This window comes from Collinsella sp. AF11-11, from assembly GCF_003465485.1.
Classification (GTDB): Bacteria; Actinomycetota; Coriobacteriia; order Coriobacteriales; family Coriobacteriaceae; genus Collinsella.
This window is the reverse complement of sequence record NZ_QSAS01000018.1, coordinates 1-18,560: the sequence shown is the minus strand read 5'-3', so window position 1 is coordinate 18,560 and position 18,560 is coordinate 1. Positions and strand designations below refer to the sequence as shown.

Below are 18,560 nucleotides of genomic sequence, written 5' to 3'. Positions count from 1 at the left end.
GGGGAATGGTTAGCAAACCTGTCGCTTGGGCACGTCTCCGAAGAGGCTAGAGTGCCCGGAGTCGGGAGCGACAAGCCCGACGAAGCGCACGTTGGTACGCGAGGAGGGTTGGAGCCCCAGAACCGGGTGCTCTAGTTCTCCTCGGCCTCGGCGGCCTCCTCAGCGAGACGCTGAGCTGCCAGCTCGGGAGTGAGGCCCTTGTACTCGGTCTCGCGGCCCTTGGCGCTGACGACGCGGACAACCTCGCCGATGAGCAGAAGCACGATGAAGATAACGATCATCGGGAGCTTGTCGCCAATCTCGGCGGCGGAGAGCGGCACCAGCGTTGCAACGATGGCCAGGATCAGTTCGATGCAAGGGATGGCCAGCATGACCTTCATCATGGCGCCCTTAAACGGGAACGTGAAGATACGCTCGCGGTTGGGGTCGTTCTTGCGAAGGTTGAGGAACGCCGGGAACATCGGGATGTAGGTCAGCAGCAGGAAGACGACGGAGGTGCCGAAGAGCATCCAGAAGACACCGTTGGAGATGGCGTCGATGGGCACGAGCTGCAGGCACAGCACCAGGGAGGCAACGACAGCGTTGACCAGGTTGGCGCCGTTGGGCATGTCGTCATCCGAGATCATCGAGGCGAAGACCTTGGGCATGTTGCCGTGCTCGGCAGCGTAGCGAGCAACGGAGTTAACGCCGAAGGACCAAGCGGCCATGTTGGCGAACAGGGTGATCAGGAAGGCGATGCAGATGACCTTAAAGATCATGGAGTCGCCCACCATGGTCTGGACTGCGACGATCATGCCGTAGTCGGGATCGATGGAGTCGGCCGGCACGGCGGCGCCGATGCCAAAGCCAGCGAACAGGTAGATCACGGCGATGGACAGGCCACCGACGATGATGGCCTTGGGGATATCGCGAGCGGGATCGGCCATGTCGTCGGTCATGGTGCAGATGACCTCGAAGCCCATGAAGTTAAAGATGATGATCGACAGGTAACCGAGAGCGTTGGTGTTGGTGAGCTCGGGCAGGAAGGTGGCAGCGGACATGTCGTTCGCAAAACCGTTCTCCATGGCATACCAAATGCCCAAAGCGCCAACGATAACGGCGACGGCGACCTTGATGATGGCGCCACCGTTAAGGACCCACTCGGAGTCGGCCGCCTTGGAGCGGCCCATGAGATAGACGATCCACACAAAGGCAAGATCGATACCCATCTTGGCGATCAAGTTGAACTCGACGCCAAAGACCATGCCCAAAATGTCGGGGAACATGGTAGCCAGCGAGGCGATCCACAGCGGGTAGTTGACCCAGTAGTAGTACGAGATGCGGGCGCCCCATTTGTCGCCCAGGCCATCGCGTACCCAGTCGTAAATGCCGCCCTCGCCGTCATAGGTGGTACCGAGCTCGGCGACAACCATGCCGTAGGGAAGCAGGAAGGTCAGGATCAGGAAGATCCACCAGAAGAACTGCTGGTTGCCAATGGCAGCAGCAGGAGCGGCGGCCTCGCAAACGAAGACGACGCAGATGATGGTCGAAATGACCGTCAAGAAGGAAAGCTTTTTCTTTCCGTCGCTCATGATGAGCTCCTTCGCTCAGTCTTGGACAGATCCGAGGCCCTAAGGTATTAAGGCAATTGCTTGGGCCTCGGTGAGCGGGCGACAGGAGACGAGCATCCGCCGCCCGCAAACGTGCTTTTAGCAGGCTTAAGGCTTAGAGCTGCTCGAGAGCTTCGAGAGCGGCGTGGAGCTCAGCCTTGGCGGAGTACTCGACACCCTCGTCGTTGAGCGGGGTGCGCTTGCCCAGGGCGGCAAGGAGAGCACGGATGGAGTGCTTGCGGTTCTCGGCCTCGACCCAGCACAGGGAGCGCTCGGGATCGTCCATGACCTCGTCGACGACCTCCTCGTTGCGGGTGGCCGGCAGGCAGTGCATGAACTTGGAGTTGGGGCCGGCGAAGTTCATCATGTCCATGGTGACCTGATACTTGGGATAGAACACGTCCATGTAGTTCTCGCCCGAGACCTCCTCGTCGTACAGGCCATACCACACGTCGGTGTAGATGAAGTCGGCGCCCTTGATGCACTCGATGTCGTCGGAGATGACGACAGAGCCGCCGGAGACCTTGCAGTTCTCCTCGGCGATGGCCATCATCTGCTTGCCGAACTCGGCGCGCTCCTCGACGGTGCCAACGTGCAGGCCGCCGTCGGGGATCTGGTGGCCCTTAGGTCCAAACTGGACAAACTTCATGCCGACCTTGGAGGCGATGAACATGAGGGAGACGCAGACCTGGGTGGCGTCGCCGATGAAGGCCAGGGTGCAGTCCTCGATCTTCTTGCCCTCGGGGAGGTTCTCGAGCATGGTCATGAGGTCGCCCATCTCCTGCGTGGGATGGTTGAACTCGGACATGCCGTTGATGACGGGCACAGCGGAGCCCTCGGCGAGGCCGACGACGTCCTTGTGACGGTCAACGCGAGCCATCATGATGTCGAGCAGGTCGCCCATGACGCGAGCGGTGTCGCCCAGGGACTCGTGACCGCCGAGCTGGATGGTGCCAGGGCCATAGAACTGAGCATGGCCGCCGAGGTCGGTCATAGCGGTCTCGAAGGAAAGACGAGTGCGGGTGGAGACCTGCTGGAAGATCATGCCAAGGCTCTTGTTGCGGAGCAGGTGCGGATAATAACCGTCAACCTTGATGGCCTTCTTCATTGCCAGGCCAAGATCCTCGATAGCCAGGATCTGCTCTTTGGTGAAGTCGTTGGTGTCGATGAAATCCTTAGGCAGTGCCATGTCGATTTCCTTTCCGCCGGTCGTGCCGACTATTACTATGAGGCGCTCGAACATCACGCCTCGTGTTGACAAGACCATCATTCACCCGTATGCAATTTTTACCTAGTTTATTCGGGATTAAAGACCGTTCACGGAGTTACACCCCCTCTAAACCAATATAAACCCGCAGGTAGCGGGATTGCAGGGGGTTTACTATCTAGAACCGCGAACGGTATACGGCTATGCTGTATCTCGGCGCCTAATCCGCAATGAAACGAAGGGTTGAGACGTCTATACCCCACAAGGCATACAGGGCTTTGCCATAGATTAAATGAGATGGGACGGTGACAGATGAACACTCTGATGTTCTTCTATACCCTAGCGATACTCGTGATCTGTATTGTGACGGCAGTGCTTTCGCTTGCCGCCTATGCCTCGTCCCGTCGCCGATTCTTTATCTATGGCAGCGGCGTTTTTATTTGCTATGCCATCGAGATGACCGAGATCTTCTTTTTTGAATACACGTTGCAAAACCAGAGTTTTCCGGCCAGTGACTATTACTCAATTACCATGCCTGTAATGCGGACCCTTGTGGCGACCGCTTCACAGGCTTTTATTTGGCTGATTGCCATGGACCTGCTCGATAAGCATTCTAAAAAGCAGTTCGCTATCCCCGTCTTAACGTTTTTGCTGTGCGAGTCGCTGGCTATCGTCGCAGTCCCCTCCGGCCCCATGCGTCAGTGGATCTACTACACGATACGCCAGGCATTCCTTGTCTTTGTTGGACTGTATATCTTTTGGACGGCTCATAAGAGTACAGAGGTTGAGCTGAAGGCACGCGTTAACAACCAGCGAAAGCACCTGATTATCGGCGCTATTCTGGTCGGTTGCATCGTTGCCGAGGATTTCTACAACATCCTTGTCATCCCCATGAGTCTGGCGCCCTCTTGGCTGCAGCTTTATCTATCCGAGCGCAACTTTAGCGAGAACGTCTTTGCGTGCTACTTTGCGATTCTGCTGATTATCTACTCCTACCACGTGCTTTCAATCCGCATGCAGGAGGCGCCCGAGGAAAAGAACGTCAGCGATCTTGATCGACACATCGAAGAGCAAATGCCCTTCTATCGCAACGCCTACAGGCTCTCCAACCGCGAGGCCGAGGTTTTGCGCCTGGTTGTGCTGGGCAAATCGAACCAAGAGATCGCTGACGAGCTATTCCTTGCCGTGGGCACCGTCAAGACCCACATCCACAACATCCTGGTCAAAACCGAGCAGCAAAACCGCACGACGCTCATCCTGCATTTTTGGAAACGTTGAGGTTACGCGGTTTTGCCAAACCGCGTAACGGCTCGACGCTGCAAGCGCCCCTAGGCGGCAATCTGACGTTCAATCGTCGGTCGCGTACTAAAAGTACGCTTCCCTCCTCTTTCACGTCACCTTGCTCACCTAGGGGCGCTTTCGCTGACTTATGCTCAACCTGTGATGATTTTACTTTTCGCTAGGCAGGTTACTCGCTGTAGCGGGTGGCGATAGCAGCTTGTACCATGCCGGCGCTCATGAGGTACGTTACCAAGAAGTAGCCACCGTAGGCTACCAGGAAAATCGCACAGGTGAGGCCCACGGTACCGCCGATGCTCATGTTGCCAAACGTGCTCACCAGCTCGATGATCACCTTGAGCGCCACAAAGGAGTGCGCCAGACCCACTGTCAGCGGGAACAGGAAGAACACCGCTTGCTGCGCCATCACCGAATGGCGAATCTGGCGGTCGTCACAGCCGATCTGCGCCAGCACGCGATAGCTGCGGCTTCCGTCGGCCACATTGGAGAGCTGCTGGATCGACAGAATTGCCGCACATGCAACGACCAGTACAAAGCCAATATAGATGGCTAGATAGCTAATCATGCCGTTCATCTGCGCTGCTTGCGTGTACATCTCGGAACGCGTGATGAAGACTCCCCACGACCCCGGCTCCTTGCCGTCAACGAGCAGATTATCGAGCAAGGTGTATTTAATGCTCTCGTCTGCCTCGGTCGTATCCATACCCTGTTTGTAATTAACGAGCAGATTACTGGAATACGGCTGCAGATTAAGCTGGGACAGCAGCTCATCGGCTACGACCACGGTACCGGGATTGCTGCCCATCGCCGAGTTGGCGATGGCCGCCGTGTCCTCGTCCGACTTATCGGTTGCGGGCTTGAGCTCATGCCCGTCCAAGGTGAGGGTATGGCCGCCAGCCATATACTTGGTGTACAGGTCGCCCAGCTCACCGCCCATATCACACGTAAGCACGTACTGGTCGCGGCCAATGCTCACCGGCTCCTCGCCCATCATCTGGCGCAGCTTGTTGTACTGGCTCGCCGGCGTCACATACAGACCCATCGCATCGGCGTTGCTTCCCTCGAGCGCCTTGAGAAGCTTTTCGCCCATGGCCTTGCACATCTCACCCGCCACCACCGAGGGGCCCGAGCCGCCAAGCGGATAACTCAGATACGAATCGATCTGCACATGCTCACCGGCAACATCGGCGATATTGACCTTCTTGCCGGTCTCGTCGTTGTTGTCCGCCGACTTGCCCTTAATACCGTCTGCAACGTTATCGGGATCTTTACGATCGCCATGCCATGCAGCGTACAAATCGACCGTTGCATCGGCCAGCACCATGCGATCGGCCTCAGACGGATTGACATACTCCTTGTAGTAGTCGAGCGTTTCGGGCGTGTAATAGACATACGTCTGAGACACGTCAACAGGGTTATAGCGCTCCAGATTCTCGTTCATCACGTTGGCAATCGACATACCGCACGTCACCGAGGTAATGGCAAGGAACAGAATCATCGCGATGACGCCCATCGAAAAGCACACCGTATTGACCTTGGCCGAAAGCTGACGCACGGTAAACATATTGAGGCCGCGCCAATACACGCCGCGCAAGCTCTGCAGCAGCTTGATGAGCATGCCCGAGAGTCCCCAGAACAGGGCAAAGGTGCCCACCGTAACCATAGCGGTCGTAATGCCAAACTGGCTCATGGCCCCGTCCAGCTTGTCGCCCGTCTCGGTTAGCGGGAACCCATCACGCAGCAGACGGTAATAGGCCACGCCCACAAGTAGCACGCCCACGGTAAAGATGGCAATCGCGATCCAGGGGTTGCGTGTCTTGATGCTCTCGTTGCGACGCTCGGCACCCATAAGCTCGATGAGTTTGGTACGACGCACGGCGCGCAGGTTCAGCAGTAGCGTGAGCACAAACATTACGAGCATGCAGGCAAGGGTCAGGTTGAACGCATGCACCGAGAAAAAGAAGTGAAAATCGGCGATCTGCGTCTTAAAGAGCGAAGCCGTAAAGAACGTCATGAGCTGGGAGAGCCCCACGCCCAGCACAATGCCGGCGACAAAGGCGCCGACCGAAACGATCACGGTCTCGAGCGCCATGATCGTGGCGACGCGCCCGCGCCCCATGCCAAGCACCTGGTACAGGCCAAACTCCTTCTTACGGCGTTTCATGATGAAGTTATTGGCATACACCATCAAAAAGGCCATGACGCCAGCCAAAAAGTAAGTAAGGTAACCGAGCATGGTGCCCATGAGCTCGGACAGTCCCTCCTCCTTGATGCCGGCAATGTCGACCTGCATCGAGACGGTATTGAAGGCATAGAAGACCGTGACACCCAGGGTGAGCGTCAGCAAGTAGACAAGGTAATCGCGGCCGGCGCGACGGACGTTGCCCCAAGCGAGTTTACAGAGCATCGGAGCCCTCACCGCCCATCATGGCAACGACCTCCATAATGCGGTCGAAGAACTCTCGGCGGTCGGTGTCGCCGCGGCGCAGCTCGGTGAAAATCTTGCCGTCGCGGATAAACAGCACACGGCTCGTGTAGCTGGCGGCAAAGCTGTCGTGCGTGACCATGAGCACGGTGGCGCGCAGACGGCGATTGAGCGCCTCCAGGCTCTCGAGCAGCAGGCGGGCGCTCTTGGAATCGAGGGCGCCGGTGGGCTCGTCGGCCATGATCATAGTTGGGTCGGTGACGAGTGCGCGAGCCGCGGCAACGCGCTGTTGCTGACCGCCGGACATCTGGTAGGGATACTTGTCGAGCACCTGACTGATAGACAGACGCGCGGCTACATCCTGCACGCGGGTCGAGATCTCTGCCGAGTTTGTGCGGGCGATGGTGAGCGGCAGGGCGATGTTCTCGCGCGCCGTGAGCGTATCGAGCAAGTTGGAGTCCTGGAAGATAAAGCCCAGCTCCTCGCGGCGGAACTGCGAAAGCTTGGCCTGCTTCATGCGCGTCACATCCTGGCCGTTGATGCGAATGGTGCCGCTCGTGGCGCTATCGATGGTCGACACGCAGTTGAGCAGCGTCGACTTGCCCGAGCCCGAGGCGCCCATGATGCCGACGAATTCGCCGCGGTTGACGGTAAAGCTGACATCGTTGAGCGCGCGGGTCACGTTGCCCAGTGCTCCATATACCTTTTCGAGATGCGCGACCTCCAGTACCGGGGTCGCCGTTTGCGTGGTTTGCATACCGAGTCCTTTCTTGCGATTAGTCTACGGCATCTATAGTCGCAAGGAGCCGAGTCGGCTACCATCGATATGGCTTACGCTTGCCTTACCGTTGTGTAAGGTAGTGCAGGGAACGTTTTGATGTTGAGGAAGGGCTCCTGTTGAAGACTGTTCATGTTGCCGCTGGGATCATTCGCAAGGAAGGATCTGACGAGCTGCTTGCCGTGCAGCGCGGCTACGGCAACATGCAGGGACTATGGGAGTTCCCGGGCGGCAAACTTCTGCGCGGCGAGACACCCGAAGACGCCGTGCGCCGCGAGCTTATGGAAGAGCTACAGGTAAAAGTCACCAACCTGCGTGATTTCTACACCGTTGAGTATGACTACCCCGATTTTCATCTCTCCATGGAGTGTTACTACTGCTCGCTCGCCGATGAATCCGATGAGCCCCAGAAACACGACCGCCAGCTTGATATCCGCTGGATTCCACGCACCTCGCTTGCCACGGTGGAATGGATGCCCGCCGACAAGGGGCTCATTGATGCTCTGATTGAGTTAAAGGAAGATCGGCTTGAGGCAAGCTCCGCCGATGACGCCGCGCCCAACACAACCGACAAACCCGCCACCAAACCCAAGCGCGCACCTAAACGCCGCAGCAAAAAGCGTCCCAAGCCCGGTCTGCTCGACGGCATCGATACCTCGGACCTCTCCGCTGACGAGCGCGAACTGGTCCGCCGTCGCGCCGCCATCAAAAAGTCCATGAAGGGCAACAAGCGCGCCAACACCAAGCCCGAGCTGCTCGTACGTCAGCGCCTACGGGCCGCGGGCCTTACGGGCTATCGTTTGGAATGGAAGGTACCCGGCAAGCCCGACATCGCCTTCCCCGGCCGCAAGATCGCCATCTTCGTCAACGGTTGCTTTTGGCACCGCTGCCCCAAGTGCAACCCAAGCCAGCCCAAGCGCAACGTTGAGTTTTGGGAGGCAAAGTTCCGTCGCAACGTCGAGCGCGACCGTGCTGCTGTGGCAGCGCTCACTCAAATGGGCTGGACGCCCATAACCATCTGGGAATGCGAACTCAAAAAAGACCGCATCGACGCCACGATGGAAAAGGTCATCGAGCAGGTGCGCGCCACAGAGCCGCAGCGCTAACAGCGAGCATTCACACGCTCCGCACGTCCGCGCCACATCCACGTCACAAACCTTAGAAAGCCCTTAAGCTCAAAACCTTTCAAGAGTGTTACTCGATACCTCTGACCTGCAGTTTCATCGTAACACTAAACCAGGTTAAGCCTTTCTTTAGCGCTTCTTTGCGGCAGCCGCGGCATAATACTGCCAACGCACGGGACCTAGCAGCAAACCTCGCGCGCAATCTTTTGGTGGACATCGAGGAGGCCGCATAAGCATGCATTCTTCCAATGACGCAGCACAGCAGCCATCCCTAAAACATGCAAACCTTTTCTCCTTCCCCCCGACACAGAGAAACGGCCTCCCCGACTCCCCCACCACAAAAGCCAAACGCTCAACCGACCAGAGCCACAACTTGCGAGCATCCTTCGATAAGCTCCAAGCATCCCTAGACAAGGCGTTCCCCGAACAGGCAAGAGCAATCTAAGCCCATCGCGCTTTATACTGATGCCATGCGAAACATGGATCACATAGAATTGCACCGCGGAGGACGCGAGGAAGCGTTTCCCGAGACCGCCGAAGACTGGCCCTATATTGCCGAACGCGCAGAATTCGCTCGCTATCCGGGCAATTCCGTCCCCTGGCACTGGCATTCCGAAGTTGAGCTTTTCTACATGGAGCAGGGAGCGATCGACTATCGAACGCACGCGGCTCATGAGCACGTACGCTTTGAGGAAGGGTCCGCCGGCTTTATCAACGGCGGCGTTTTGCACAGCACGCTGCAATCACCCAATTCGGCGCCAGCCATTCAAATGCTGCATATCTTTCAGCCGTCGATGCTCGGCGATCCCGCGGGGCGTCTCCAAAAGCGCTACATCAACCCATTGCTTCAATGTCGAGGCGTCGATGTGCTCAAATGGTCGCCCACCAATCCCGACGATATGCCCTTTATCGATTTGCTAAAGAGCTCCTTTAGCCACGACCTTCAACGGCCGCAGAACGAGATGGCGCTTCGAAATAGTTTGTCAGAGCTCTGGATTCAGATTAACGCCAAGACCGAACCGCTCTTTTCTTCCGACGGCGCCTCTTGGATGACCAGCCGCGACGTACAGTTCAAGGCAATCCTGGACTTTATCCGCGCAAACTATGCAGCCGCTATAGATGTGCCCCAGATGGCATCTGCAGCCGGCGTAAGCGAAAGAGAGTGTTACCGCATTATCGAAACTTGTGCAGGAACGACCCCGGCGGCATATCTACGCGCATACCGCATAAACCGTGCTTGCGAACTTTTGGCACACACCACGCGAACGGTACAGACAGTCGCGCGCCAATGCGGATTTATAACAGCAAGCCATCTTGGCCAGGTATTTAAAGAACAAATGGGGTGCACTCCTTCGAGCTATCGAGCAGCGAGGCAGAATCTCGATAGCACCAGGCAGAAATCCCGCTAGCCCTTCTTCTGTCACTGCATCAAACTTGCAGGCAAACAACAGAGAGGAGCAATCATATGAAGCACTTTGACCATATCGTATTTGACGTTGATGGGACATTGGCAGATACAGAAGAAAGCGTTCTGTCATCGCTTGTCCAGATTGTCCAAGAAGAGACCAGCAAAACGCTTCCCCGACACGAGCTTGACTTTGCCCTCGGCATACCCGGCAAGGATGCCCTTGAGAAACTTGGGATCTACTCGCAGGCAACGTTGGATCGCTGGTGCCAAGTTGCCGCCAGCTTTAAAAGCACCATCAGCGTGTTTCCAGGTTTGCTTGAAGTCATCGCAACGCTCACCGATAGCGGCTGCAAACTTGGCATCGTCTCCTCACGTGCGCGCGACGAATACGCAAAAGAAATTGCACCCCTTGGTTTCGATAAGTATTTTGAGCACATCATCCTTGTCGAAGACACAACCGAACATAAACCCGCACCCGCACCCATGCTCGAATATCTCCGACGTGCGGGCGCGAATCCTGGCAACGTCGTCTACGTTGGCGACACCGTCTACGACGAACAATGCGCAACTTCAGCAGGGGTCAGTTTTGCCCGAGCAGCATGGGGATCACACCAAGATATCCCAAACGCCACCTACAACCTCAAAACCCCCAACGACCTACTAACCCTAACAACCAAATAACCCACGCGTCCCACCCTTTCAGTCCCAACACCACAAGGGCGATTGAGCAGAACGGCTTGGGCGGGTCCCCGTACTTAGTTTCCAAAATCATTCCGCAGCGCGAAGGCTTCTTATTATTTTCCGCCCTAACGCCACAAGGGCGACGACCTCGAGTAGGTCAACCTGGGAGGGACGAGGGCTTAGTTCCCCAATCTTTCCGCAGGGGGCAAAAAGCCTCGCCGCGCGAAGTGCGCAGCGAGGCTTTTTGCATGCCCGAGGACGATTGGGGAACTAAGCCCTCGTCCCTCCCCGGGATATGTAGCGAGTCGGAGTACCCTTGCTGTTACTCTGCTTTGCCCACAGAGTTGAGGTTGGTCATGCGGATCTTAACCAGCTCGGTGATCTCACGCATGCCCTCCTTGGCCGGCTTCTTAGGATCGAAGCAGGCAGGGTTCTCGGCCATGTAGGCCATGAAGCCCTTGGTGTAGGCCTGACGCAGCTCGGTTGCGTAGTTAACCTTGCAGATGCCGTTCTTCACAGCCTCGGCAACCTGCTCATCGGGCACACCGGAAGTGCCGTGCAGAACCAGCGGCACGTCGACGGCGTCGCGGATGGCCTTGACCACCGACTGCTCGATGTGCGGATCGCTCGTGTACACGCCGTGGCTGGTACCAACGCCAATCGCCAGCGAGGTGCAGCCTGTGCGCTCGACGAACTCCTTGGCCTCGGCCGGATCGGTGTAGGGGCTCTCGCCCTCAACCGCGGGACCGTCGTCCTCCTTGCCGCCAACCTTACCGAGCTCAGCCTCGACGGGCACGCCCATGGCGCGGCCAGCGTCGGCGACGGACTTGGTCAGGGCAATGTTGTCCTCGAAGGACTCGTGCGAGCCGTCAATCATGACAGAGGTGTAGCCGGTGCGGAAAGCCTGCATGCAGCGGTCATAGCCATCGCCGTGATCGAGGTGCAGGGCGACGGGCACGGAAGCGCGCTCGGCGGCAGCCTTGACCATGCCGTAGAAGTAGTCCAGACCAGCGGTCTTGATGGTGCCCGGGGTGGTCTGCATGATGACGGGGGACTTGGTCTCCTCGGCAGCAGCCAGAACGGCCATAACAAACTCGAGGTTCTCAACGTTGAACGCACCAACGGCGTAGTGGCCGGCCTGAGCGTCCTTGAGCATCTTTTCGGTGGTAACAAGTGCCATGAGCGTTTGCTCCTCTCCCTCGCCCGCATCTGGACATCGGGCGTACGTGTCCGCAAGGCGTTTTACCTTGCGTTTTGCTTCGCTCATTGTATGAAATTCAACGGCTCTGCATGTGCGAGATATTGAGCCCATGCAGGTCAATACAGTCGTTTTTGAAAAGTAAACGGAAGGAATTGGAACTGAGTGGGCGTGTTCGATATTGAATTTTGGGCGTTCAGCGTCTTTCTTTTATAGAAAAAGTAAGTAATCGAAAGGCGTTTTCTTACTTAAAAAGAAAATGAACGAAAATAGACTCAACACAATTCCTGCAAATTTCAGACGATGATGGAGCGGATATGGCCCATGCAACAACCCGAGCTTTCGCCGATGAGCGGCGTGCCGCCATCATGGAGATGCTCGAACATAACGCCTCGGTGCAAGTGGCAGAAATCGCCCAAACCTTTGGCGTGTCCTCCGTTACCGCCCGCGCCGACCTAGACGCGCTCGCCGAGTCCGGCAAGCTGCGCCGCACGCATGGCGGCGCTGTGTCGCTCCAGAAGCGACTGACCGTATCCACCCAGGATCGCCGCATCAACGTCAATGTCGCCGCCAAGCAGGCCATCGCGCAAAGCGCCATTGAACTCGTCGGCAACGGCGACACCCTGCTCGTAGACTCGGGCACCACCGCTCTCGAGTTTGTCCGCCTGCTCGACCAGCGCGATGGCATCACCGTCATCACGGCCGACATTACCATTGCCGATTACATCGACGAGAGCATGCCCTCGGTCGATGTCGTCATGCTGGGCGGGACGCTGCGCAAAGGTCATCGCTATCTGTACGGCCCACTTACCATGCAGGCGCTCCAAATGGTCCACGCCGATCTTGCCGTCATGTGCCCTGGCGCTTTTGTTCCCGGCTGCGGCTTTACGACCGACTTTCCGCAGATGGCCGAGACCAAAGCGGCTATGGTCGGCGCCGCCCGTCAAAGTGTCGCCCTCATGGACGCCAGCAAGGTCAACGGACGTGGCATGTACCGCTTTGCCGAGCTGACCGACGTCAACGCCATCGTGATGGACCGTGACCCCGATCACGCCGTCGCCACCTCAATCGTCGAGATCGTCGACAACGCCCGCCCAAATCTCCTCATCGCCGGCGCTTAAACAAAAACCACCACAAAGGTGCCTGTCCCCTTTGTGGTGGTTTGAGCGTTAAAAGTGAACGTATCGCTACTTGGAGAGCTCGTCAGCGAGGGCCTCGATCTGAGCGCGCGAGGCGTCGTTGAGCGAACCCAGGACAGTCACCTTGTTCTGCGTCAGGGTGATGTCCTTCATGCCCTCGAGCTCCTTGGTCATAACCTTGGCAGCTGCAGGCGCCCAGGAACCAGCCTCGACAAGCGCCACGGTACGGTTCTGGTAGGCATGCTCGGCAAGCGTGTGGATAAAGGTGCTCATGAACGGGAAGATCTCGCCCTGATAGGTAATGGAAGCGAGTACCAGACGGTCATAGCGGAACGCATCCTCAACGGCCTCGGCCATGTCGTCGCGAGCCAGGTCAAAGACGGAAACCTTCTGGCCGCGGGCCTCGAGCGCAGATGCAAGCTCCTCAACGGCAGCCTTCAGATGGCCATACACACTCGCGTAAGCAATGGTGATTCCCTCGTCCTCGGGCTGATAGCTCGACCAGGTGTTGTAGGTGTCGAGGTAGTAGCCCAGGTTCTCGGTTAGCACGGGGCCATGGAGCGGACAGATAACCTGGATGTCCAGATCGGCGGCCTTCTTGAGCACGGCCTGCACGAACTTGCCGAACTTACCGACGATGCCAAAGTAGTAACGGCGAGCCTCGCAGGCCCAACCTTCCGGATCCTCGATGTCGTTGGCGCCAAACTTGCCAAAGCCGTCGGCACTAAAGAGCACCTTGTCGGTGGCCTCATAGGAGAAGAGCACCTCGGGCCAGTGCACGTTGGGGGCGCCGACAAACGTTAGGCTGTGGCCACCCAGGTCGAGCACGTCGCCCTCTTTGACGACCATCTTGCGCTCGGGGAAGTCGGTGCCAAAGTAGTTGACCATCATGCGGAAAGCGCCCATGCTGGCCACAATCTGCGCCTGGGGATAGCGCTCCATAAAGGCGGCGATACCGGCGGAGTGATCGGGCTCCATGTGATGAACGACCAGGTAGTCGGGCGTACGGGCATCGAGCACGGACTCGAGGTTGCCGAGCCACTCGTCAACAAAACCGCCATCGACCGAATCGGCGACAGCAATCTTCTCGCCCAAGATAACGTAGCTGTTGTATGCCATACCGTTCTCGGACACATCGTACTGGCCCTCGAACAGGTCAATGTCGTGATCGTCGACGCCAATGTAGCGGATATCCTTGGTGATCTCCATCAGGCAAAGCCTCCTAGATAGACAAAAGAGCCCGTCTATCATAGCACTCGGCTGCATCCCAACAGCTATCTGCCGGCATCCTTACCGATTGTTATTGAAATGCGATAAATCGCCGTTTACCTGCACAAACTATGCACGCGGTATCGCCGTACTATGTCGAATGATGAGTTGGCCGGGAATACGGATGGCAACGGTTTTGCCCGCCGTACCCGCCTCGGGAACCGCATGCTCAAACACCTCGCGTCCGCGCTGATGCAGATCGAATCGCACGGTCGTGAGCTCGTTATGTGCTACAAAGTCGTCGAGCGAGTCATCGACACCCACCACGCTCACGTCCTCGGGCACGCGCAATCCGCTATCGCGCAGCGCTGCAATTGCGCCATTTGCCATCTGGTCGTTTGCCGCGTAAATCGCCGTCATGGTGCGGTCGTGTTCGGCCAGATATCTGCCGGCCTCGTAACCGCTGTTGGCAGACCAGTCGCCCTCGAGCGGCGCCTGTGGCTTAATGTGCTTACGCTCGAGCGCATCCTGCCAACCGGCGCGACGAAACTGCTCATCGACCGAGAACGACGGGCCGCCAATATAGCGAATCTGATCGTGTCCCAGCTCAAACAGGTGATCCATAAGCAATAGCGAGCAGCCGTAATGATCGGAGTCAACTGTGGTCACGCGCGGATGCGCGTACATGGTAACGATGACCGTGCCAATGCCCGGCAGTGGATCAAACGTCTCAAAATCGGGCGCCATGCGACTCATGCCGATAATGATGCCGTCCACGGGCAGCGCGGCCATACGACGCGTGGCCTCGGCAAGCGAAAACTCCTCGGTCTTGGACATCTCAACCAACGTGATGGCGCAATTATGCTCGCGAGCAGCGCTGGCGATGCCGTCGATCATTGAGAGGTTGCCAAACTTGGTGACATCGTTGACGCACAGGCCGACTGAATGGTAACGGCCGTCGCGCAGCGAGCGACCGGCATAACTCGGACGAAAGCCGAGCTCTTGCATAGCGGCCTGCACGCGCTGGCGCGTCTGCTCGTTGACGTTAGGCAAGCCGTTGGCGACGCGCGAAACCGTCTGCTGCGAAACGCCAGCAGCGCGGGCGACGTCGGCCATGGAGACCGGACGCGAACTGGTATCGTTGGACGGGCGCCTTGCCACAGGATCACCTTCACCCTTGCGAGATCTGAATAGCGTGCATGCCGGCCCGGGCAGAAATACACCCCGCGCCGAAGCCCGCTATCGTCGGACGCATGTTAACGTACTCTACTTTTTCTATCTGCATCTCTTCTGCTTTATAAGTCCATACGGCAGTACCGTTCACGGCTGCATTTCTACCGATTACCAGATTCTCAAAAAGTGACAAGCGATGTGTTATGAGTACGTTAACATAGCCCGTAACGTGCGGCATCGTGAACACGTGATTCATGCCGCTTCAAGTTGTTAACGTACTCATAACGACGCAAAACTCACCCGTGCGCGCCAAGGAAAGGACTCCCATGACCACCCCCGACGAAAAGACATTCGCCACGCTCACCAAGCTGTTTGAGGAGGAGTTTGGCCCCATCGGCGACCGCAAGGTGCTCTACGTGCACGCGCCCGGCCGCTCCGAGATCAGCGGCAATCACACCGATCACGAGGGCGGTCACGTTATCGCCGGCTCGCTCGATGTCGCCGTTGACGGCATCGCCGTGGCAACCGATTCCAACAAGATTCGCGTCGCCGACGAGGGCTATCCTACGTTTGAGATCACGCTAGACACGGTAGACATTCAGGAGTCCGAGAAGGGCACGTCCGCAAGCCTCGTGCGCGGTATGGCCCATGAGGTCGCAGCGCTTGGTGTTGAGCCCAAGGGCTTCGACTTCGCCTTCACCTGCTCCGTCCCCTCGGGCGGTGGCCTTTCCAGCTCTGCTGCCGTCGAGGCCGCGTACAGCCGTGCCATGGAGACGCTCTGGGGCGCGCCCGCCATTGAACCCGTCGCACTCGCCCAGATGAGCCAGCGCACCGAGAACAACTACTACGGCAAGCCCTGCGGTCTGATGGACCAAGCTGCCGTGTGCCTGGGCGGCCTCGCCTACATGGACTTTGAGGACCAGGCTCAGCCTAAGACCCAGAAGCTCGAGCTCAACTTTGAGGATCACGGCTATGCGCTCGTGCTCGTTAAAGTTGGCGCCGACCATGTGGCAGCCACCGACGACTACGCCGCTGTTCCGCGCGAGATGCAGGACGTCGCCGCCGAGTTTGGCAAGGCACGCCTGTGCGAGGTAAACGTGGCGGACTTTGACGCCAAGCTCCCCGAGCTGCGCGCCAAGCTGGGCGACCGCGCCTGCCTGCGCGCCGTTCATTACTGGTACGAGAACGGCCTGGTCGATAAGCGCTGGGCGGCCCTGAACGCCGGCGACATTGACCAGTTCCTGGTCCTGACGCGTGAGTCCGGCGCCAGCTCCGCCATGTACCTGCAGAATGTTGTTGCCAAACTGGGTGCCGAGCAGCCTTCCATGTACGCGCTTGCTCTTGCCGAGCATGTGCTCGACGGCCGTGGCGCCGTGCGTATCCACGGCGGCGGCTTTGGCGGTACCATCCAGGCCTTCGTGCCGCTCGAGCTGGTCGACACCTTCATTGCCAAGATGAACGGCTGGCTTGGCGAGGGCTCTGCCCGCCACTACGCGATTTCTGACAAGGGGGCTTACGCGGCATGGCTGTAATGACTGATGTGCGCGAGGCCGCGCAGGGCCTCATCGAATATGCCATCCACCGATCGATGATCGGCCAGGACGATCGCATCTGGGCATACAACACCGTTCTCGAGTGCATCGGCGCCACGGGGCCGGCACTCGACATGGCCTGGGCACTCCAGGTTGAGAAACTCTCGCTCTTGCACCCCGATACCCTGCCCGACTTTGACCTTGAAGGCACGCTTGCCGCGCTTGCCGAGACTGCCGTTGCCAACGGTGCTGCCGAGGACACGGCGTCGGGCCGCGATCGCATCGCCATGCGCATCATGGGCGCGCTCATGCCGAGGCCTTCGGTTGTAAACGAGGAATTCAATGGGCGTATGGGCATCAACGAGCCCCGTGCCGCGACCGACTGGTTCTACGGCCTGTGCTGCGACGCCGGCTACGTGCGCCGTGCCGCCATCGCGCGCAACATCAAATGGAGCACCCCCACCAACTGGGGCGATCTTGAGATCACCATCAACCTGTCCAAGCCCGAGAAGGACCCGCGCGATATCGCCGCGGCAGGTGCAGCTAAGAACACGGACGAGAAGTATCCCGCCTGCCAGCTCTGCATCGAAAACGAGGGCTATCCCGGACGCTCCGCCGCAGCCGACGGCGGAGCTCACCCCGCCCGCCAGAATCTGCGCGTTATCCCCATCCAGCTCGACGGCGAGCGCTGGGGCTTCCAGTACAGCCCGTACGCGTACTTTAACGAGCACTGCATTGCCATGAGCTCCGAGCATCGTCCGATGCACGTCGACCGCAAGGGCCTGACCTGCCTGCTCGACTTTGTGGACCTGTTCCCGCATTACTTCATCGGCTCCAACGCCGACCTGCCCATCGTGGGCGGCTCGATCTTGTCGCACGACCACTTCCAGGGCGGCGCACACGAGTTCCCCATGATGCACGCCGCCGAGGTCTCGCAGTTTAGCGTGCCCGGTTTTGACCAGGTCAGCGGTAGCGTGCTGCAGTGGCCGCTCTCGGTGCTGCGCCTGCGCTCGCATGACCGCGCTCAGCTGCTCGGCGCTGCCGAAAAGATTATCCTCGCCTGGCGCGAGTGGACCGATGAGTCTGTTGGCGTCATCGCGCACACAGCCGACGGCGTGGCGCACAACACCGTGACGCCCGTCATCCGCCGCGTCGACTCCCGCGGCAACGCCGGCGGCGAGATTTACGAGGCCTACTTGGCGCTTCGCTGCAATATCACGACCGACGAGCATCCGCTGGGCGTGTTCCACCCGCATGCCGAGTATCACCACATTAAGAAGGAGAACATCGGCCTGATCGAGGTCATGGGCCTGGCCATTCTTCCGCCGCGCCTGGTTCCCGAGCTCGGCGCTGTCCGCGAGCATCTGCTGGCAGCCAAGGTCGACGCCAGCTACGACCTTGCCAGCGCGCTCGAGGGCGACGACCTTTGCCGCAGCCACGCCGCATGGGCCGAGGACGTTTTTGCCCGCCGCGCCGATGAGCTTACGGCGGACAACGCCATCGATATCCTGCACGAGGAGGTCGGCGTGGTGTTCGGCCACGTGCTCGACAACGCCGGCGTCTTTAAGTGGGACGAAGCCGGCCGCGCCGCCCAACAGCGCTTCATCGACTCGCTGTAGCATACGAGTTCGAGCCTCATCAGCGGCCACGACATAACCGCCCACACGACAACGGCGCCCGCCGGCAACATCGCCGACGGGCGCCGTTTTTGAATGTAGTCGTTGGGGACGTTCTTGTTCGACTAGTCGTTAAAGAACGTCCATTACAGTCGAAATTGTCAGCCCGGGCCCGTCTCGGG

At 58.6% G+C, this 18,560-nt stretch carries 14 protein-coding genes; 7 read left to right on the top strand and 7 right to left on the bottom strand.

Annotated elements, in window-relative coordinates; translation table 11 throughout:
* Positions 1-131: 131 nt before the first annotated feature.
* Complete coding sequence (locus tag DWV58_RS08855) at positions 132-1,571, bottom strand: APC family permease (RefSeq protein ID WP_117776865.1); 1,440 nt, start codon at positions 1,569-1,571, stop codon at positions 132-134.
* A gap of 133 nt (positions 1,572-1,704) precedes the next feature.
* Positions 1,705-2,778: a putrescine carbamoyltransferase gene (ptcA, locus tag DWV58_RS08850; RefSeq protein WP_117776864.1), complete on the bottom strand. Its 1,074-nt coding sequence runs from the start codon at positions 2,776-2,778 to the stop codon at positions 1,705-1,707.
* Between the two features lie 330 nt (positions 2,779-3,108).
* On the opposite strand from ptcA, the gene DWV58_RS08845 reads away from it, so the two are divergent.
* Positions 3,109-4,074: a response regulator transcription factor gene (locus DWV58_RS08845; protein ID WP_117776863.1), complete on the top strand. Its 966-nt coding sequence runs from the start codon at positions 3,109-3,111 to the stop codon at positions 4,072-4,074.
* Positions 4,075-4,264: 190 nt separating this feature from the next.
* On the opposite strand, the gene DWV58_RS08840 is transcribed toward DWV58_RS08845, so the two are convergent.
* Together DWV58_RS08840 and DWV58_RS08835 are read right to left on the bottom strand one after the other, a co-directional pair.
* Positions 4,265-6,502 (bottom strand): FtsX-like permease family protein, encoded by a 2,238-nt coding sequence (locus tag DWV58_RS08840; RefSeq protein WP_117776862.1) that lies wholly within the window; start codon positions 6,500-6,502, stop codon positions 4,265-4,267.
* A complete protein-coding gene (locus DWV58_RS08835; protein WP_089572375.1) occupies positions 6,492-7,277 on the bottom strand; it encodes an ABC transporter ATP-binding protein in 786 nt (261 codons plus the stop codon). Before DWV58_RS08835 ends, DWV58_RS08840 begins: the two co-directional genes overlap by 11 nt.
* Before the next feature lie 140 nt (positions 7,278-7,417).
* Here DWV58_RS08835 and vsr point away from each other — a divergent pair, with 140 nt between their 5' ends.
* The 3 genes from vsr (at position 7,418) to DWV58_RS08815 (ending at position 10,511) form a co-directional block, all read left to right on the top strand.
* The gene (gene vsr, locus DWV58_RS10030) at positions 7,418-8,404 is read left to right on the top strand and encodes a DNA mismatch endonuclease Vsr (RefSeq protein ID WP_233514497.1); all 987 of its coding nucleotides are present in this window, start codon (positions 7,418-7,420) and stop codon (positions 8,402-8,404) included.
* Positions 8,405-8,901: 497 nt separating this feature from the next.
* Positions 8,902-9,831, top strand: a complete 930-nt coding sequence (locus DWV58_RS08820) for an AraC family transcriptional regulator (protein WP_158564428.1) — start codon at positions 8,902-8,904, stop codon at positions 9,829-9,831.
* A gap of 56 nt (positions 9,832-9,887) precedes the next feature.
* On the top strand, positions 9,888-10,511 hold the full coding sequence (locus DWV58_RS08815; protein ID WP_117776861.1) for an HAD family hydrolase: 624 nt from the start codon (positions 9,888-9,890) through the stop codon (positions 10,509-10,511).
* Between the two features lie 322 nt (positions 10,512-10,833).
* Here the strand turns inward: DWV58_RS08815 and DWV58_RS08810 are convergent, their stop codons facing one another.
* The gene (locus DWV58_RS08810) at positions 10,834-11,691 is read right to left on the bottom strand and encodes a class II fructose-bisphosphate aldolase (RefSeq protein WP_022095149.1); all 858 of its coding nucleotides are present in this window, start codon (positions 11,689-11,691) and stop codon (positions 10,834-10,836) included.
* A 335-nt stretch (positions 11,692-12,026) separates the two neighbouring features.
* Here DWV58_RS08810 and DWV58_RS08805 point away from each other — a divergent pair, with 335 nt between their 5' ends.
* Positions 12,027-12,830: a DeoR/GlpR family DNA-binding transcription regulator gene (locus DWV58_RS08805; RefSeq protein ID WP_117776860.1), complete on the top strand. Its 804-nt coding sequence runs from the start codon at positions 12,027-12,029 to the stop codon at positions 12,828-12,830.
* Between the two features lie 66 nt (positions 12,831-12,896).
* Here DWV58_RS08805 and DWV58_RS08800 read toward each other — a convergent pair whose 3' ends face one another.
* Together DWV58_RS08800 and DWV58_RS08795 are read right to left on the bottom strand one after the other, a co-directional pair.
* The gene (locus tag DWV58_RS08800; protein ID WP_233540554.1) at positions 12,897-14,057 is read right to left on the bottom strand and encodes an FprA family A-type flavoprotein; all 1,161 of its coding nucleotides are present in this window, start codon (positions 14,055-14,057) and stop codon (positions 12,897-12,899) included.
* Positions 14,058-14,186: 129 nt separating this feature from the next.
* Positions 14,187-15,173: a LacI family DNA-binding transcriptional regulator gene (locus DWV58_RS08795; protein ID WP_117776876.1), complete on the bottom strand. Its 987-nt coding sequence runs from the start codon at positions 15,171-15,173 to the stop codon at positions 14,187-14,189.
* Positions 15,174-15,556: 383 nt separating this feature from the next.
* Here DWV58_RS08795 and DWV58_RS08785 point away from each other — a divergent pair, with 383 nt between their 5' ends.
* Positions 15,557-16,762 (top strand): galactokinase family protein, encoded by a 1,206-nt coding sequence (locus tag DWV58_RS08785; protein ID WP_117776858.1) that lies wholly within the window; start codon positions 15,557-15,559, stop codon positions 16,760-16,762.
* Positions 16,753-18,381, top strand: coding sequence for a UDP-glucose--hexose-1-phosphate uridylyltransferase (locus DWV58_RS08780; RefSeq protein WP_199586062.1), 1,629 nt, complete (start codon positions 16,753-16,755; stop codon positions 18,379-18,381). The genes DWV58_RS08785 and DWV58_RS08780 overlap by 10 nt, the downstream gene beginning before the upstream one ends.
* The last annotated feature ends 179 nt before the right edge of the window (positions 18,382-18,560 follow it).

Coding starts and splice junctions, on each gene's coding strand:
- DWV58_RS08840 (WP_117776862.1), bottom strand. CDS start 6,502: ATGCTCTGTAAACTCGCTTGGGGCAACGTCCGTCGCGCCGGCCGCGAT.
- DWV58_RS08815 (WP_117776861.1), top strand. CDS start 9,888: ATGAAGCACTTTGACCATATCGTATTTGACGTTGATGGGACATTGGCA.
- DWV58_RS08805 (WP_117776860.1), top strand. CDS start 12,027: ATGGCCCATGCAACAACCCGAGCTTTCGCCGATGAGCGGCGTGCCGCC.
- DWV58_RS08810 (WP_022095149.1), bottom strand. CDS start 11,691: ATGGCACTTGTTACCACCGAAAAGATGCTCAAGGACGCTCAGGCCGGC.
- DWV58_RS08795 (WP_117776876.1), bottom strand. CDS start 15,173: ATGGCCGACGTCGCCCGCGCTGCTGGCGTTTCGCAGCAGACGGTTTCG.
- DWV58_RS08780 (WP_199586062.1), top strand. CDS start 16,753: ATGGCTGTAATGACTGATGTGCGCGAGGCCGCGCAGGGCCTCATCGAA.
- DWV58_RS08845 (WP_117776863.1), top strand. CDS start 3,109: ATGAACACTCTGATGTTCTTCTATACCCTAGCGATACTCGTGATCTGT.
- DWV58_RS08785 (WP_117776858.1), top strand. CDS start 15,557: ATGACCACCCCCGACGAAAAGACATTCGCCACGCTCACCAAGCTGTTT.
- ptcA (WP_117776864.1), bottom strand. CDS start 2,778: ATGGCACTGCCTAAGGATTTCATCGACACCAACGACTTCACCAAAGAG.
- DWV58_RS08800 (WP_233540554.1), bottom strand. CDS start 14,057: ATGGAGATCACCAAGGATATCCGCTACATTGGCGTCGACGATCACGAC.
- DWV58_RS08820 (WP_158564428.1), top strand. CDS start 8,902: ATGGATCACATAGAATTGCACCGCGGAGGACGCGAGGAAGCGTTTCCC.
- DWV58_RS08855 (WP_117776865.1), bottom strand. CDS start 1,571: ATGAGCGACGGAAAGAAAAAGCTTTCCTTCTTGACGGTCATTTCGACC.
- DWV58_RS08835 (WP_089572375.1), bottom strand. CDS start 7,277: ATGCAAACCACGCAAACGGCGACCCCGGTACTGGAGGTCGCGCATCTC.